The sequence below is a fragment of the Bacillus sp. FSL L8-0152 genome, from assembly GCF_038006365.1.
GTDB classification, from domain to species: domain Bacteria; phylum Bacillota; class Bacilli; order Bacillales; family Bacillaceae_G; genus Bacillus_A; species Bacillus_A cereus.
The window spans coordinates 3,967,763-3,984,094 of record NZ_JBBOVB010000001.1 but is presented as its reverse complement, the minus strand read 5'-3'; the positions used below and the strand labels follow the sequence as shown (position 1 = coordinate 3,984,094).

Below are 16,332 nucleotides of genomic sequence, written 5' to 3'. Positions count from 1 at the left end.
AAAACTTTTCAGACTCTTTCCTGTGAAGGAAAAATGTGTGTGAGGTAAGCAAATAAATTTCGGACACACTAACTGTACATTACAGCTAGGAGGAATGTACACGTGAATGAAATTTACATGGAAATAAAAGAAGAATTGCAATTGATGAGAAAAGAGTTGCAAGAGAGACTAGCTAAAGAAGTAATGCACAAATATGATGTCGAGTTCAGCCAAGAGCTTGGATATGAAATTAAGGAAGAGATAAAGAAAAAATTGCTATTACATGATATAAAAGAGGATTTAAAGGATGTAGAACGCGCATTATTTAAAATGGAAATAGACATGTACGGTATTTGTGAAGAGACGGGGAGATTAATTTCGACAAAGCAAATGAAGACAATGCCGACTGCTCGTACGATTCATGAATTCTTCTATGAAAAGGTAAATGTATGAATACGCACAACGATATTATATTACCTTTTTTTAATTTATTTTATTCTTCTATAAAGGTTCATTGTGAAAAGGTAGCAGCTATGCTAAAATTTTGAGGTACACTGTCTTTGTGGGGGAAATGAAAATGATATATTATGTAATAGCGTTATTTGTCATTGCTATCGATCAAATATCGAAGTGGTTAATTGTAAAGAACATGGAATTGGGTACGAGTATTCCGATTATCGACAATGTATTATACATAACATCACATCGAAATAGAGGCGCTGCTTGGGGTATTTTAGAAAATAAAATGTGGTTCTTCTACATTATTACAGTTGTTTTTGTAGTGTTTATCGTATTTTATATGAAAAAGTATGCGAAAACAGACAAGCTTCTAGGTATTTCGTTAGGTCTAATTTTGGGCGGGGCAATTGGTAACTTTATTGATCGTGTATTTAGACAAGAAGTAGTGGATTTCATTCACGTGTATATTTTCTCGTACAACTATCCAGTATTCAATATAGCTGATTCAGCATTATGTATTGGTGTTGTATTAATTATTATTCAAACATTATTAGAAGGCAAGAAAGCGAAGGAGTAATTGAATGAGTGAAGTAGTACAAGTAACAGTTGCAGCAGAGCAAAAAAACGAGCGAATTGATAAATTCGTTACAGGGATAAATAACGAATGGTCACGTTCACAAGTACAGCAATGGATTAAAGATGATGTTGTGACAGTGAACGGGAAAGCAGTAAAAGTGAATTATAAAGTAAAAGAAGAAGATGAAATTACAGTAACGATTCCTGAGCCAGAAGCGCTAGATATTCAACCAGAGGATTTAAATTTAGAAATTTATTATGAAGATGCAGATGTGCTTGTTGTAAATAAGCCACGTGGCATGGTTGTACATCCAGCACCAGGGCATACAAGTGGTACACTTGTAAACGGCCTTATGCACCATTGTACAGACTTATCAGGCATTAACGGTGTAATGCGTCCAGGTATCGTGCATCGTATTGATAAAGATACATCTGGACTATTAATGGTTGCTAAAAATGATATGGCACATGAATCGCTTGTAAATCAGCTTGTAGCCAAAACAGTAACGAGACGTTACAAAGCGATTGTACACGGTGTGATTCCGCATGATAAGGGAACTATCGATGCACCAATTGGTCGTGATAAGAAAGAGCGTCAAAGTATGACAGTTGATGAAAATGGTAAGAACGCTGTTACACACTTCCAAGTGTTAGAACGTTTTAAAGACTTTACACTTGTAGAATGTCGCTTAGAAACGGGACGTACGCACCAAATTCGTGTTCATATGAAATATATTGGCTATCCACTTGCAGGAGATCCGAAGTATGGTCCGAAGAAAACGTTAGATATGAATGGACAAGCACTTCATGCGGGTATTTTAGGCTTTGATCATCCTCGTACTGGTGAATATATTCAGTTTGAGGCACCGATTCCAGAAGTGTTTGAAGACGCATTAAATATTTTACGAAAATAGTATTGACAAATCATAAGAAAACTGAGATACTGACAACAGTTAAATAATGATCCTTTAACACAGCCCCGTGAGGTTGAGAAGGTAACGGTTTGAAATACTTAGGGTATGTTGTACCCTTTTTTTCAAAAGTCCTCTCGCACACGCTGAGAGGACTTTTTTTATACCATTACTCTCACGCAAGAAAAAAAGCTTGGAGGTGTAGAGCATGCAAGAGAAAGCTGTCGTTTTAGATGACCAAATGATTCGCCGCGCTTTAACACGAATTAGTCATGAAATCGTGGAACGAAATAAAGGTGTCGATAATTGTGTTCTTGTCGGAATTAAAACTCGTGGAATTTTTATTGCACAACGTTTGGCAGAACGAATTGGTCAAATTGAAGGAAAAGAAATGGAAGTTGGAGAGTTAGATATTACGTTATATCGTGATGATTTAACACTACAATCCAAAAATAAAGAACCACTTGTAAAAGGTTCTGATATCCCTGTAGATATTACGAAGAAAAAAGTTATCCTCGTTGATGACGTATTATATACAGGAAGAACAGTTCGAGCAGCAATGGATGCTCTTATGGATTTAGGTAGACCATCTCAAATTCAATTGGCGGTTCTTGTTGATAGAGGTCATCGTGAATTACCAATTCGCGCTGATTATGTAGGAAAGAACATTCCAACATCAAGTGAAGAGCGTATCGAAGTTGATTTGCAAGAGACAGATCAACAAGATCGAGTAAGCATATACGATAAGTAAAGCCCTTTTAAATGTAGTCCTGTGAGGCTGCCAAAGGGTCTTGGCTTTCATATGTCAAATTTGGCATACGAAAGTATAGGACTCTTTGTGCACAGGCACAAAGAGTTTTTTTTATTGCAAAGATTTAAACTGAAGGAGGATGTAACAATGGAACAAAAGCCAGTGTTAGACGTTAATGAAGTACCGAAACCGGGAAAATGGTTATTTTTAAGTATACAACATTTGTTCGCGATGTTTGGATCAACAGTGCTTGTTCCGTTTTTAACAGGACTGAATCCATCAGTAGCATTAATATCAAGTGGATTAGGAACGCTAGCGTTTCTTCTTATAACGAAAGGTCAAGTACCAGCATATTTAGGATCATCATTCGCCTTTATCGCACCGATTATAACAGCGAAAACGGCAGGTGGGCCGGGAGCAGCAATGCTTGGTGGTTTGCTAGCAGGGCTTGTGTACATCTTAATCTCACTCGGAATTAAGAAATCAGGATCAGAGTGGATTATGAAACTACTACCACCAATCGTAGTTGGTCCAGTAGTAATGGTAATCGGTCTAGCTTTAGCACATACAGCAGTTAACATGGCGATGAACGGTGCGGATGGCAAATACAGCTTTACACATTTTTCAGTAGCATTAGTAACATTAGCAATTACAATCATTTGCTCGATATTCGGAAGAGGATTTTTCAGTATCATACCAGTGTTACTTGGCATTATCGGCGGATATATCTTCGCTTACTTCCAAGGGCTAGTAGACTTAAAGCCGGTAGCTGAGGCAAAATGGTTTGTTGTACCAGATTTCACAGTACCATTTGTAACATACACACCAGAGTTTTCATGGAAGATTGTACTCTTGATGGTACCAGTTGCACTAGTAACAATATCAGAACATATCGGACATCAAATTGTACTTGGAAATGTTATTAAAAGAGATTTAATTGAAAAACCAGGTTTACACCGTTCGATCTTCGGTGACGGAGTAGCAACATTAATTGCATCACTAATCGGTGGGCCACCGAATACAACGTATGGTGAAAACATCGGTGTGCTAGCAATTACGAGAGCATACAGTGTATACTTATTCATCGGTTCAGCAGTATTCGCAATCATGTTCGGATTTATCGGTAAGATTTCTGCACTGATTCATTCGATCCCAACACCAGTTATGGGCGGGGTATCAATCTTACTATTCGGTGTAATCGCATCAAGCGGATTACGCATGATGGTAGATGATAAAACAGATTTAAGTGACAAACGAAACTTAATGATTGCATCAGTAATACTAGTAATCGGTATTGGTGGAGCGGTACTTCACGTAGGGGATTCATTCCAAGTCGAAGGAATGGCGCTTGCAGCAATTGTAGGTGTACTGTTAAATCTACTACTACCAGAATCAAAACAAGAAAAACATACAAAACAATCTAAGCAGATTGCTTCATAAAAATAACCTTTTAATTCAGTCCTGTGAGACGGAAAAGGGTGGCTTCTTCCTTGCACCCTAGTCTTACATGACTAGGGTGTTTTTATGCAAAGGTTGTTATAAAAATACAAAAGTGGTAACATAAAAATCAGAAAGATGAGGGATGACGATGAGCCATTTGTTAACGATGAGTGAATTATCGGAAGTAGAAATTTCAGAAATCCTAAAAGACGCAGAAGATTTTGCGAATGGAAAAGAGAGCAAAACGACAGAGCAAACTTTTGTTGCAAACTTGTTCTTTGAGAATAGTACGAGAACGAGATTTAGCTTTGAAGTTGCTGAGAAGAGATTAGGACTAGATGTTTTAAACTTTTCAGCTGATGCATCTAGCGTACAAAAAGGAGAAACTTTATACGATACGATAAGAACACTAGAATCAATCGGAACAAAAGCAGTGGTCATCCGCCATGAGCAAGATCGCTACTTCGATGAACTAAAAGATCAGGTGAATATCCCGATCTTAAACGCTGGAGATGGATGTGGAAACCACCCAACGCAGTGCCTACTCGACCTTCTTACAATTAAACAAGAGTTTGGAAGATTTGAAGGTTTGAAGATTGCAATAGTAGGAGATGTTCGTCATAGCCGAGTAGCACGTTCTAATGCAGAAGCATTAACGAAGCTTGGTGCAACAATTTACTTTGCAAGTCCAGAAGAGTGGAAAGGTGAAGACAACACATTTGGAACATACAAACCATTAGATGAACTTGTTCCAGAAGTGGATGTAATGATGTTACTCCGTGTACAACATGAGCGTCATGATCATTATGAAACAGACATTATGAAAGAATATCATGAGAAACACGGATTAACAGTAGAAAGAGAAAAGCGTATGAAAGAAGGAAGCATTATTATGCATCCAGCTCCCGTAAACCGTGATGTTGAAATTGCAAGTGAACTTGTTGAGTGTGAGCGTTCACGCATATTTAAACAAATGGAAAATGGAGTTTACGTAAGAATGGCTGTACTAAAACGCGCCTTACCAAATGTATTAGGAGGAATGAAACATGAATTACTTGTTTAAAAATGGTCGTTATATGAATGAAGAAGAAAAAATTGTAGCAACAGATCTTCTCGTACAAGACGGTAAAATCGCTAAGGTAGCAGAAAATATTACGGCAGATAATGCTGAAGTAATCGATGTGAACGGAAAGTTAATCGCACCTGGATTAGTAGATGTACACGTACATCTTCGTGAACCAGGTGGTGAACATAAAGAAACAATTGAAACAGGTACACTAGCAGCGGCAAAAGGTGGATTCACTACAATTTGTGCAATGCCAAATACACGTCCGGTACCAGATTGCAGAGAACATATGGAAGACTTGCAAAATCGTATTAAAGAAAAAGCACATGTCAACGTACTACCATACGGAGCAATTACAGTACGTCAAGCTGGTTCTGAAATGACAGATTTCGAAACATTAAAAGAACTTGGAGCATTTGCTTTCACAGATGACGGCGTAGGCGTACAAGATGCGAGCATGATGTTAGCGGCTATGAAACGTGCAGCAAAATTAGATATGGCAGTAGTTGCGCACTGTGAAGAGAATACGCTTATTAATAAAGGTTGTGTACATGAAGGGAAGTTTTCTGAGAAACACGGATTAAACGGTATCCCATCAGTATGTGAATCTGTACATATTGCAAGGGATATATTGCTTGCGGAAGCAGCAGATTGTCACTATCACGTATGTCACGTAAGTACGAAAGGTTCAGTACGTGTAATCCGTGATGCGAAACGCGCTGGAATTAAAGTAACAGCAGAAGTAACACCACATCACCTAGTGTTATGTGAAGATGATATCCCATCAGCTGATCCTAATTTTAAAATGAACCCACCGCTTCGTGGAAAAGAAGACCATGCAGCATTAATTGAAGGTTTATTAGATGGAACGATCGATATGATCGCAACTGACCATGCACCGCATACAGCGGAAGAGAAAGCACAAGGAATTGAAAGAGCACCATTCGGAATTACTGGTTTTGAAACAGCATTCCCGCTTCTATACACAAACCTTGTGAAAAAAGGAGTTATTACGCTAGAACAGTTAATTCAATATTTAACAGAAAAGCCAGCTGATACATTTGGCTTAGAAGCAGGTCGCCTGAAAGAAGGTAGAACAGCTGATATTACAATCATTGATTTAGAACAAGAAGAAGAGATTGATCCAACAACATTCTTATCAAAAGGAAAAAATACACCATTCGCAGGTTGGAAATGCCAAGGATGGCCGGTAATGACAATCGTTGGTGGTAAGATCGCATGGCAAAAGGAGAGTGCATTAGTATGAAAAGACAACTTATCTTAGAAGATGGAACAGTATTAATTGGAAAAGGTTTCGGAGGAGAAATCGAAAAGTCAGGTGAGGTTGTATTTACAACAGGAATGACTGGATATCAAGAAACATTATCTGATCCATCATATTGCGGTCAAATCGTAACATTCACGTACCCATTAATCGGAAACTACGGCATTAACCGTGACGATTTCGAATCGATTCACCCATCTGTAAATGGTTTAATCGTAAACGAGATTTGTGATCATCCATCAAACTTCCGTAATGAAATTTCGTTAAATGATTACTTAAAAGAAAGAAACATCCCGGGATTAGCAGGAATTGATACGAGAAAATTAACGAGAAAAATTCGTCAATACGGTACATTACGCGGACGCCTTTGTAACATGGATGCAGATGTAGAATACATCGTGAGCCAATTAAAAGCGACAGTATTTACAGATCACGTGAAACGCGTATCGACGAAAGATCCATACCCAAGTCCAGGACGCGGACACCGAGTTGTACTTGTAGACTTCGGAATGAAACATGGTATTTTACGAGAATTAAATAAGCGTGACTGTGATGTAATTGTAGTTCCTTACAACACAACAGCAGAAGAAATTTTACGCCTTAGCCCAGATGGAATTATGTTAAGTAACGGACCTGGGGATCCAAAAGATGTACCAGAAGCAATTGAAATGTTAAAAGACATTATCGGTAAAGTTCCTTTATTCGGAATTTGCCTAGGACATCAATTGTTCGCTCTAGCATCTGGTGCAAATACAAGTAAGTTGAAATTCGGTCACCGTGGTTTAAACCATCCAGTAAAAAATCTTGCAACTGGAAAAGTAGCAATTACATCTCAAAACCATGGTTACGCAGTAGAAGAAGAATCAGTTGAAAATACAGAGCTTGAAATTACACATGTTGCTTTAAATGATGGAACAGTAGAAGGTCTTCGTCATAAGAAGTTCCCAGCATTTACAGTACAATACCATCCAGAAGCTTCAGCAGGACCTGAAGATGCAAATGATTTATTCGAAGATTTCTTAGCAATGATTGAAAACTTCAAGAAAGAAGGGGAAGAGTTATGCCAAAACGCCTAGACATTAACACAATTTTAGTAATCGGATCAGGACCAATTGTAATTGGGCAAGCAGCGGAGTTTGACTACTCTGGTACACAAGCTTGTCAATCTCTAAGAGAAGAAGGTTACAAAGTAATCCTTGTTAACTCTAACCCAGCAACAATTATGACAGATACTGCAACAGCAGATAAAGTATATATCGAACCATTAACATTAGAATTCGTAAGCCGTATTATTCGTAAAGAACGTCCAGATGCAATCTTACCAACATTAGGTGGTCAAACAGGGTTAAATATGGCTGTTGAACTTGCGAAATCAGGCATACTTGAAGAATGCGGAGTTGAAATTTTAGGAACGAAATTATCAGCTATCGAGCAAGCGGAGGATCGCGATTTATTCCGTACATTAATGCAGGATTTAAATGAACCAATTCCATCTAGTACGATCATTCATACGCTGGAAGAAGCACATGAATTTGTAAAAGAAATTGGTTATCCAGTTATTGTTCGCCCAGCATTTACAATGGGAGGAACAGGTGGCGGAATTTGTAGTAATGAAGAAGAACTAATTGAAATCGTATCCGGTGGATTAAAACATAGTCCAGTAACACAATGTTTATTAGAAAAGAGCATTGCTGGTTGTAAGGAAATTGAATATGAAGTAATGCGTGATTCGAATGATAACGCGATTGTAGTATGTAACATGGAAAACATCGATCCAGTTGGGGTTCACACAGGTGATTCTATCGTAGTAGCACCAAGCCAAACATTAAGCGACCGTGAATATCAAATGTTACGAAACACTTCATTACGAATTATTCGTGCATTAGGAATTGAAGGTGGATGTAACGTTCAGCTTGCACTAGATCCACATAGCTTCCAATACTATGTAATCGAAGTAAACCCACGTGTAAGTCGTTCATCTGCACTAGCATCTAAAGCGACTGGATATCCAATTGCAAAATTAGCAGCGAAAATTGCAGTCGGCTTAACATTAGATGAAATCATAAACCCAGTAACACAAAAAACTTACGCTTGCTTCGAGCCAGCATTAGACTATGTTGTTTCAAAAATTCCACGCTGGCCATTTGATAAGTTTGAATCAGCAAACAGAACACTTGGTACACAAATGAAGGCAACTGGTGAAGTTATGTCAATCGGACGTAACTTAGAGCAATCATTATTAAAAGCGGTTCGTTCTTTAGAGCTTGGCATTTATCACTTAGAATTAGACCACTTAAAAGAACTTGATAAAGAAACAATGAAAAAACGCATTATTAAAGCAGACGATGAGCGACTGTTTATTGTAGCAGAAGCAATTCGTCAAGGTGTAACGAAAGAAGAAATCAACGAATGGTGTGAAATGGACTTCTTCTTCTTACAAAAAATTGAAAACATCGTAAATATGGAACGCGAAGTAAAAGTGAATGTAGGAAATATGGAAGTACTACAAGCTGCGAAAGAAATGGGCTTCAGTGATCACTACATTGCAGCTGCTTGGAACAAAACGGAGCGTGAAATTTACGATATGCGTAAAGAAAGCAATATAACTCCTGTTTATAAAATGGTAGATACTTGTGCGGCAGAGTTTGAATCTGCAACACCATACTACTACAGCACATATGGTGATGAGAATGAATCGGTGATAACAGATCGTAAGAGTGTTGTTGTACTAGGGTCTGGTCCAATCCGTATCGGTCAAGGGGTTGAGTTTGACTATGCAACAGTTCACTCTGTATGGGCAATTAAAGAAGCTGGATATGAGGCAATCATTGTTAATAACAATCCAGAAACAGTTTCAACAGACTTCAGTATTTCTGACAAATTATACTTTGAACCATTAACAATCGAAGATGTAATGCACATCATTGATTTAGAAAAACCAGAAGGCGTTATTGTTCAGTTCGGTGGACAAACGGCAATTAACTTAGCGGCGAAATTAGAGGCTCACGGTGTGAAAATCTTAGGAACATCACTTGAAGACTTAGACCGTGCAGAAGATCGTGATAAATTTGAAGCTGCTTTAACAAAACTTGGTATCCCGCAACCAGTTGGTAAAACAGCAACGACTGTAGAACAAGCGGTAGCAATCGCAGAAGAAATTGGTTATCCAGTATTAGTAAGACCATCTTACGTACTAGGTGGACGTGCGATGGAAATCGTATATCGTCAAGAAGAACTGCTGCACTACATGAAAAATGCAGTTAAAGTTCATGCAGATCACCCAGTATTAATCGACCGTTACATGGTTGGTAAAGAAATTGAAGTAGATGCAATTTCAGATGGTGAGAATGTATTCATTCCAGGTATTATGGAACATATTGAACGCGCTGGAGTTCACTCTGGTGACTCAATTGGAGTATATCCACCACAAAGTTTATCTGAAAAACTAAAAGAACAAATCATTGAACATACAATTGCACTTGGAAAAGGATTAAACATTGTTGGATTACTAAATATCCAGTTTGTAGTATTCAAAGATCAAGTGTACGTAATTGAAGTAAACCCACGTGCAAGCCGTACAGTACCGTTCTTAAGTAAAATTACAGGCGTACCGATGGCGAATGTTGCAACGAAAGTTATTTTAGGGCAAGACCTAGTAGAGCAAGGATACGGAACGGGCTATCACCCAGAAGAGAAAGAAGTATATGTAAAAGCTCCGGTATTCTCATTCGCGAAACTACGTTCAGTTGATACAACATTAGGACCTGAAATGAAATCAACAGGGGAAGTAATGGGTAAAGACTTAACGCTTGAAAAAGCATTATATAAAGGATTAGTTGCTTCAGGAATTAACATCCCAACGCACGGATCAGTAATCATTACTGTAGCGGATAAAGATAAAGAAGAGGCGATGGAAATTGCAAAACGTTTCCACGAAATCGGCTATAACTTATTAGCAACAGCTGGAACAGCACAATCATTAGAAGAGCAAAATATCCCAGTACAAGTTGTAAACAAAATTGATTCTGAAGACTACAACTTACTAGATATTATCCGTCAAGGAAAAGCACAGTTTGTAATTAACACATTAACAAAAGGTAAACAACCAGCGCGTGATGGTTTCCGCATTCGCCGTGAATCAGTAGAAAATGGTGTGGCTTGCTTAACATCACTTGATACAACAAGAGCAATCTTACGAGTATTAGAATCTATGACATTCTCAGCTCATTCAATGAAAGAAATTACGCAAACAAAGCGTCACGAGGTGGTACATGCATGATGCAAAAGCAAAATATGATCGTCGTTAATCAAAAAGAAATCGCAAAAAACATTTACGAGTTAGTGCTTCAAGGAACTTTAGTACAGCAAATGAACGAACCAGGGCAGTTTGTACACATTAAGGTAGCAGAGGGCATTGCGCCCCTTCTGCGCCGCCCGATTAGTATTTGTAATGTAGATCAAGAGAAGAACGAATTTACAATGCTATATCGTGCGGAAGGACAAGGGACAAAAACATTAGCAACTAGAAAACAAGGTGAAATGGTAGACGTACTAGGACCACTAGGACACGGTTTTCCTGTAGAAGAAGCAGAAGCTGGTCAAACAGCTTTACTAGTAGGCGGGGGGATTGGTGTACCACCACTTTATGAACTATCACAGCGCCTCGTTGCAAAAGGTGTACGTGTAATTCACATCTTAGGTTTTCAAACGAAAGATGTAGTTTTCTATGAAGAAAAATTTGCAGAACTTGGTGATACGTACGTTGCGACAGTAGATGGTACACACGGTACAAAAGGATTTGTCACAGATGTAATTGATAATTACGGAATTGACTTTGATATTCTTTATTCATGTGGTCCGTTAGCGATGCTTCGTGCATTAGAAGGACGTTACAAAGAGAAAAAAGCCTATATTTCATTAGAAGAACGTATGGGCTGCGGTATTGGAGCTTGTTTCGCATGTGTATGCCACTTACAAGAAGATCCAAGTGGACATTCTTACAAGAAGGTGTGTAGCGACGGACCAGTATTTCCAATCGGGGAGGTTGTACTATGAACAGATTGCAAGTTGAATTACCAGGATTATCATTAAAAAATCCAATTATACCGGCATCTGGATGCTTTGGATTTGGTCGTGAATATGCACAGTTTTACGATTTAAGTGTACTAGGATCAATCATGATTAAAGCGACGACAGAACAACCACGCTATGGAAATCCAACACCTCGTGTTGCTGAAACACCGGGCGGCATGTTAAATGCGATCGGACTTCAAAACCCAGGGTTAGAAAAAGTAATGAATTCTGAATTACCATGGTTAGAACAATTTGACCTTCCAATCATTGCGAACGTTGCAGGCTCACAAGCTGAGGATTATGTAGCGGTTGCAAAGGAAATTTCTAAAGCGCCTAATGTCCATGCACTAGAATTAAATATTTCTTGTCCGAACGTAAAAACAGGTGGTATCGCCTTTGGTACAAATCCTGAAATTGCTGCTGATTTAACGAAGCGAGTAAAAGAGGTTTCTGAAGTACCTGTATACGTGAAGTTGTCACCAAACGTGGCAAACATAGTGGAAATTGCAAAAGCGATTGAAAATGCAGGTGCAGATGGTTTAACGATGATTAATACATTGCTTGGTATGCGTTTAGATTTAAAAACAGCTAAACCAATTTTAGCAAACCGTACAGGCGGATTATCAGGTCCTGCGATTAAGCCAGTAGCAATTCGTATGGTACATGAAGTAAGCCAAGTGGTTAACATTCCAATTATTGGAATGGGTGGTATTGAAACAGCGGAAGATGTAATTGAATTCTTCTACGCTGGCGCAAGCGCAGTTGCAGTAGGTACAGCGAACTTTATCGATCCGTTCGTATGTCCGACAATTATTGAAGAGTTACCAGCATTACTAGATGAATTAGGATTTGATCACATTTCGGAATGTCAAGGAAGGAGCTGGAAGCAAACATGTCACAGTCGTTAATCGTTGCACTAGATTTTCCAGGGAAACAAGATGTAGAACAATTCTTGCGCCACTTTGAAGGGGAAGAGTTATTTGTCAAAGTTGGTATGGAGTTATTTTACAAAGAAGGCCCTGCAATTATTACGTACTTAAAAGAAAAAGGACATAAGATTTTTCTAGATTTAAAACTTCATGATATTCCGAATACAGTAAAAAGCGCTATGCGTAGCCTAGCTAGTCTAGATGTTGATATGGTAAATGTTCATGCTGCTGGGGGAAGCAGCATGATGAAAGCTGCGATTGAGGGATTAGAGGAAGGTAAGCAAGAAGGAAAAGAGAGACCGATTTGCATTGCAGTTACACAACTAACAAGCACTTCGGAAGCTATGATGAAAAAAGAGATCGGCATTGAGAAGACGTTAGAAGAAGCGGTTGCTCATTATGCAAAACTAACGAAAGAAAGTGGACTTGATGGCGTTGTTTGCTCAACGCTTGAAGTTCCAAAATTACGTGAAGTATGCGGAAATGAATTTGTAACAGTAACACCGGGGATTCGTCTTGCAAGCGATGATGTAAATGACCAGGTGCGCGTAGCAACACCGAAACGTGCGAGGGAACTTGGCTCAAGCTACATCGTAGTTGGACGTAGTATTACAAAAGCAGAAAATCCGCTTGAAGCGTATAAAACAGTAAAACAACAGTGGGAAGGTGTAACAGTATGAAAAAAGAAATCGCATCGCATTTATTAGAAATTGGAGCAGTATTTTTACAACCGAATGATCCATTCACATGGTCTTCAGGTATGAAATCACCAATTTATTGTGATAACCGTTTAACTTTATCTTATCCAAAAGTACGTCAAGCGATTGCAGCTGGATTAGAGGAGTTAATTAAAGAGCACTTCCCAACTGTAGAAGTTATTGCAGGAACAGCAACTGCTGGTATTGCGCACGCTGCATGGGTAAGCGATCGTATGGATTTACCAATGTGCTACGTACGTAGTAAAGCAAAAGGCCACGGTAAAGGGAATCAAATTGAAGGAAAAGCTGAAAAAGGTCAAAAAGTTGTAGTAGTAGAAGACTTAATTTCAACTGGCGGAAGTGCAATTACATGTGTAGAAGCACTTCGCGAAGCTGGCTGTGAAGTATTAGGAATCGTATCAATCTTCACATACGAGCTAGAAGCAGGAAAAGAAAAGCTAGAAGCAGCTAACGTAGCATCATATTCTTTAAGTGATTACAGTGCATTAACTGAAGTTGCAGCAGAAAAAGGTATGATCGGACAAGCTGAAACGAAAAAATTACAAGAGTGGCGTAAAAATCCAGCTAACGAAGCTTGGATCACAGCGTAACATGAAAAAAACGACCGCGGGGGAACGCGGTCGTTTTTTATATTATTGTTAAAACTTCATGTAAAGAACAGATAGTAGGAATATCGTACTTGAGTTGTGAGTTATCTCGATTTAACCATATCCCTTGCATCCCAGCTGCTGTACTATTAATCGCATCAGTCTCTAATCGATCGCCAATATAATAGCAATCTTTCATTTCAAGGTTCGATTGTAATACGGTTCTGTGAAAAATTTCAGGATCTGGTTTCGATATACCAAGTTCACTAGAAGTAAATATATATTTGAAATGTTTTAAAATGTTTAGGGCAGTTAATTTTTCGACTTGTTGTTCATAGTCACCATTACTAATGATACCTAATGAGTGACCGCCTTGCTGCAAGTTCTGTAATGTATAATGTACATCTTCAAACGCGGTCCAGTTGTTCTTATATAGTTCTATATATTGATTGAATCTATGCTGAGATTCTTTGGGTGATAGGTTTACTCCATATGTTTTAAATAAATGATACATTCGCATTACTTGTTGTTCTTGAAAAGATAATTCCCTGGATAAAAATTTGTTGAAATATTCTTCTGATAATTCATGCCAGACTTTCGTCGCCTCTAATTCATTGCCTGAAAAAATAGTATTATATATTTGAAAAAAATCTATAATACCATTTCTTTCAGCAGCCTCATAATCAAGTAAAGTTCCATCAATATCAAAGAAAATCATATTGCTGTCTCCTTGCTAACAACTATTTAGCGTTTTCAGCAACCTCATATCCTTTCACAAACAATAGCGTCATATAAGAAACGATAAACGAGAAGATGCTGTACATGCCAACCCAAAAGAAAAATTTTGGAGTAAAGGCGATAACACCTATTATTAAAAAACTAGCAAACGTTACAATCGGCATTACGTAATACGTTTTCGTTTTGCGTGTTCCAATAACAGATACGATAAAGATAAATAATGGACAAATTAATAAGACGAAAATCAATTCATTCATAGGTATGTCCCCTTTTCTAATTGCAGTAATCTGTTTCTCGTAAACGTTTTGAAATAATTACTCTCCTAATATAATTTCGCTAAGTAATAACGAATCCCTCTTGAAAACTGATAATTCATGATGAATTTTACAAGCAAAAAACGTAAGCAAGAGAACACTTGCTTACGTTATAGGATAAACATCGCAACGATCGTGGTGACAATTAAACCGATAACAACCGGTAAAAAGTTTCGGCGTGCAAGTTCAAATGGATCGACTTTACAAATCGCAGCAGCAGGAATAAGTGCCCAAGGAATTAGCGTCCCGCCCCCGGTCCATATAGCTGCAATTTGCCCGAGTGCTGTTAATGTAGCTGTTCCATGGCCAAGTGCTGTTCCAAAAAGATTGGCAATGGAACCAGCAAGTGATATACCTGAAAAACCTGATCCATCTAAGCCGGTAATGACACCAACGATGGTTAATGTCCCTGCCGATACATATTGATTTAAAGGGACAGTTTGAGATAAAGCGATGCCTAAATCGTTAATGATTCCATGTGAATCTTTCGGTAAATAGTCCCCGATAATTTTCACAAAGCCACTATCTCCTAAATAAAAGAGTGCAGCGATAGGAATAACTGGTCCGAAAATTTTAAAGCCAAATTGGAGCCCTTCTATGAAATAATCGGTCGTTTTATTCAGTCCATTACCTTTGTAGGCGATGAGAGAAATGATGATAATCATAATAACAGTTGTTCCGCCGATAAGTGCAGTTGCGTCGCTTCCTTGTAGTTGAAATTGAATCATGCAAAGGATATCAATGATATATACGATAGGGATACAAATAGCGAGCCATTTCTTTGTGCGAGGAGATAATGAAGTGAGCGTTTTAGAAGACTCAGTTGATAGAATAGATTCTTGTATAGCTAAGCCTGTATGAAACTCTTTTCGTAAGAAGAAAAAAGCGACGGAAGTTGTCACAACGCCCATAACGATAACGAGTGGAACACTTGCAGATACGACGCTGGAAACAGGGAGACCAGCAGCGTCTGCGGTTAATTTTGGTGCGCCTTGTATAACGAAGTCGCCGGATAAAGCAATCCCATGACCGAATAAGTTCATAGCAATTGCTACTCCAATTGGAGGAAGACCGACACGTACAGCAACCGGTAATAAAATAGCTCCCATTAAGGCGACAGCGGGAGAAGGCCAAAAGAAGAAAGAAATTGTCATCATCAAAAGGCCAATAATCCAGTAGGCGAGGGTAGGGGTACGGATCATCTTTGTAAATGGTGAAATCATCGTATCATTTATGCCGGTATGAACGAGTAGGTTACTCATCGATACGATAATAGAAATGATTAATATAGTTGGTAATAGCTCAGTAATGGCGTAAATAAAACTTTGAAAAATGCCGCTAACGGCAAGAGGGATAGAACTTGTAGCAGTTAATGCTAATAAAAAGATAAAAACGATACAAATAATTGTAGTATCTTTCCGGAGAATAAAAAAGGTAATAATAGTGAGTAAACAAATAACATAGAGAGCGTGTAATAGCGTTAATTCAACTCCCATAACATTCAC

The 16,332-nt window shown here is 38.4% G+C and carries 16 protein-coding genes; 13 read left to right on the top strand and 3 right to left on the bottom strand.

Going from position 1 to position 16,332, the window contains the following annotated elements; genetic code table 11:
• Window positions 1–102: 102 nt before the first annotated feature.
• From MHH27_RS19800 to pyrE, 13 genes are all read left to right on the top strand, one after another.
• Window positions 103–432 carry a molecular chaperone DnaK gene (locus tag MHH27_RS19800; RefSeq protein ID WP_001002956.1) on the top strand — a complete coding sequence of 110 codons (330 nt, stop codon included), beginning with the start codon at window positions 103–105 and terminating at the stop codon, window positions 430–432.
• Between the two features lie 124 nt (window positions 433–556).
• Window positions 557–1,015, top strand: a complete 459-nt coding sequence (gene lspA, locus MHH27_RS19795) for a lipoprotein signal peptidase LspA (protein ID WP_000642180.1) — start codon at window positions 557–559, stop codon at window positions 1,013–1,015.
• Window positions 1,016–1,019: 4 nt separating this feature from the next.
• Window positions 1,020–1,928: an RluA family pseudouridine synthase gene (locus tag MHH27_RS19790; protein WP_000005832.1), complete on the top strand. Its 909-nt coding sequence runs from the start codon at window positions 1,020–1,022 to the stop codon at window positions 1,926–1,928.
• 205 nt (window positions 1,929–2,133) lie between these two features.
• Window positions 2,134–2,676, top strand: coding sequence for a bifunctional pyrimidine operon transcriptional regulator/uracil phosphoribosyltransferase (pyrR, locus tag MHH27_RS19785; protein WP_001156491.1), 543 nt, complete (start codon window positions 2,134–2,136; stop codon window positions 2,674–2,676).
• A 147-nt stretch (window positions 2,677–2,823) separates the two neighbouring features.
• Entirely contained in the window at window positions 2,824–4,116 is a 1,293-nt protein-coding gene (gene uraA, locus MHH27_RS19780) for a uracil permease (RefSeq protein WP_000435927.1), read from the top strand.
• A 148-nt stretch (window positions 4,117–4,264) separates the two neighbouring features.
• A complete protein-coding gene (pyrB, locus tag MHH27_RS19775) occupies window positions 4,265–5,179 on the top strand; it encodes an aspartate carbamoyltransferase (RefSeq protein WP_000018860.1) in 915 nt (304 codons plus the stop codon).
• The gene (pyrC, locus tag MHH27_RS19770; protein WP_340943802.1) at window positions 5,163–6,449 is read left to right on the top strand and encodes a dihydroorotase; all 1,287 of its coding nucleotides are present in this window, start codon (window positions 5,163–5,165) and stop codon (window positions 6,447–6,449) included. Before pyrB ends, pyrC begins: the two co-directional genes overlap by 17 nt.
• A complete protein-coding gene (locus MHH27_RS19765; RefSeq protein ID WP_000828670.1) occupies window positions 6,446–7,543 on the top strand; it encodes a carbamoyl phosphate synthase small subunit in 1,098 nt (365 codons plus the stop codon). Before pyrC ends, MHH27_RS19765 begins: the two co-directional genes overlap by 4 nt.
• Window positions 7,528–10,746: a carbamoyl-phosphate synthase large subunit gene (carB, locus tag MHH27_RS19760; RefSeq protein WP_340943801.1), complete on the top strand. Its 3,219-nt coding sequence runs from the start codon at window positions 7,528–7,530 to the stop codon at window positions 10,744–10,746. Before MHH27_RS19765 ends, carB begins: the two co-directional genes overlap by 16 nt.
• On the top strand, window positions 10,743–11,522 hold the full coding sequence (gene pyrK, locus MHH27_RS19755) for a dihydroorotate oxidase B electron transfer subunit (RefSeq protein ID WP_000983359.1): 780 nt from the start codon (window positions 10,743–10,745) through the stop codon (window positions 11,520–11,522). The genes carB and pyrK overlap by 4 nt, the downstream gene beginning before the upstream one ends.
• Window positions 11,519–12,448 (top strand): dihydroorotate oxidase B catalytic subunit, encoded by a 930-nt coding sequence (pyrD, locus tag MHH27_RS19750; RefSeq protein ID WP_258131846.1) that lies wholly within the window; start codon window positions 11,519–11,521, stop codon window positions 12,446–12,448. Before pyrK ends, pyrD begins: the two co-directional genes overlap by 4 nt.
• On the top strand, window positions 12,433–13,149 hold the full coding sequence (gene pyrF / locus MHH27_RS19745; RefSeq protein WP_000083496.1) for an orotidine-5'-phosphate decarboxylase: 717 nt from the start codon (window positions 12,433–12,435) through the stop codon (window positions 13,147–13,149). Before pyrD ends, pyrF begins: the two co-directional genes overlap by 16 nt.
• Complete coding sequence (pyrE, locus tag MHH27_RS19740) at window positions 13,146–13,778, top strand: orotate phosphoribosyltransferase (RefSeq protein WP_000711449.1); 633 nt, start codon at window positions 13,146–13,148, stop codon at window positions 13,776–13,778. The genes pyrF and pyrE overlap by 4 nt, the downstream gene beginning before the upstream one ends.
• 37 nt (window positions 13,779–13,815) lie before the next feature.
• Here the strand turns inward: pyrE and MHH27_RS19735 are convergent, their stop codons facing one another.
• The 3 genes from MHH27_RS19735 to MHH27_RS19725 form a co-directional block, all read right to left on the bottom strand.
• Entirely contained in the window at window positions 13,816–14,493 is a 678-nt protein-coding gene (locus MHH27_RS19735) for an HAD family hydrolase (protein WP_016512380.1), read from the bottom strand.
• 22 nt (window positions 14,494–14,515) lie between these two features.
• Window positions 14,516–14,770, bottom strand: a complete 255-nt coding sequence (locus MHH27_RS19730) for a YbeF family protein (protein WP_001003915.1) — start codon at window positions 14,768–14,770, stop codon at window positions 14,516–14,518.
• Between the two features lie 167 nt (window positions 14,771–14,937).
• The gene (locus MHH27_RS19725) at window positions 14,938–16,323 is read right to left on the bottom strand and encodes a hypothetical protein (protein WP_016512381.1); all 1,386 of its coding nucleotides are present in this window, start codon (window positions 16,321–16,323) and stop codon (window positions 14,938–14,940) included.
• Window positions 16,324–16,332 lie beyond the last annotated feature (9 nt).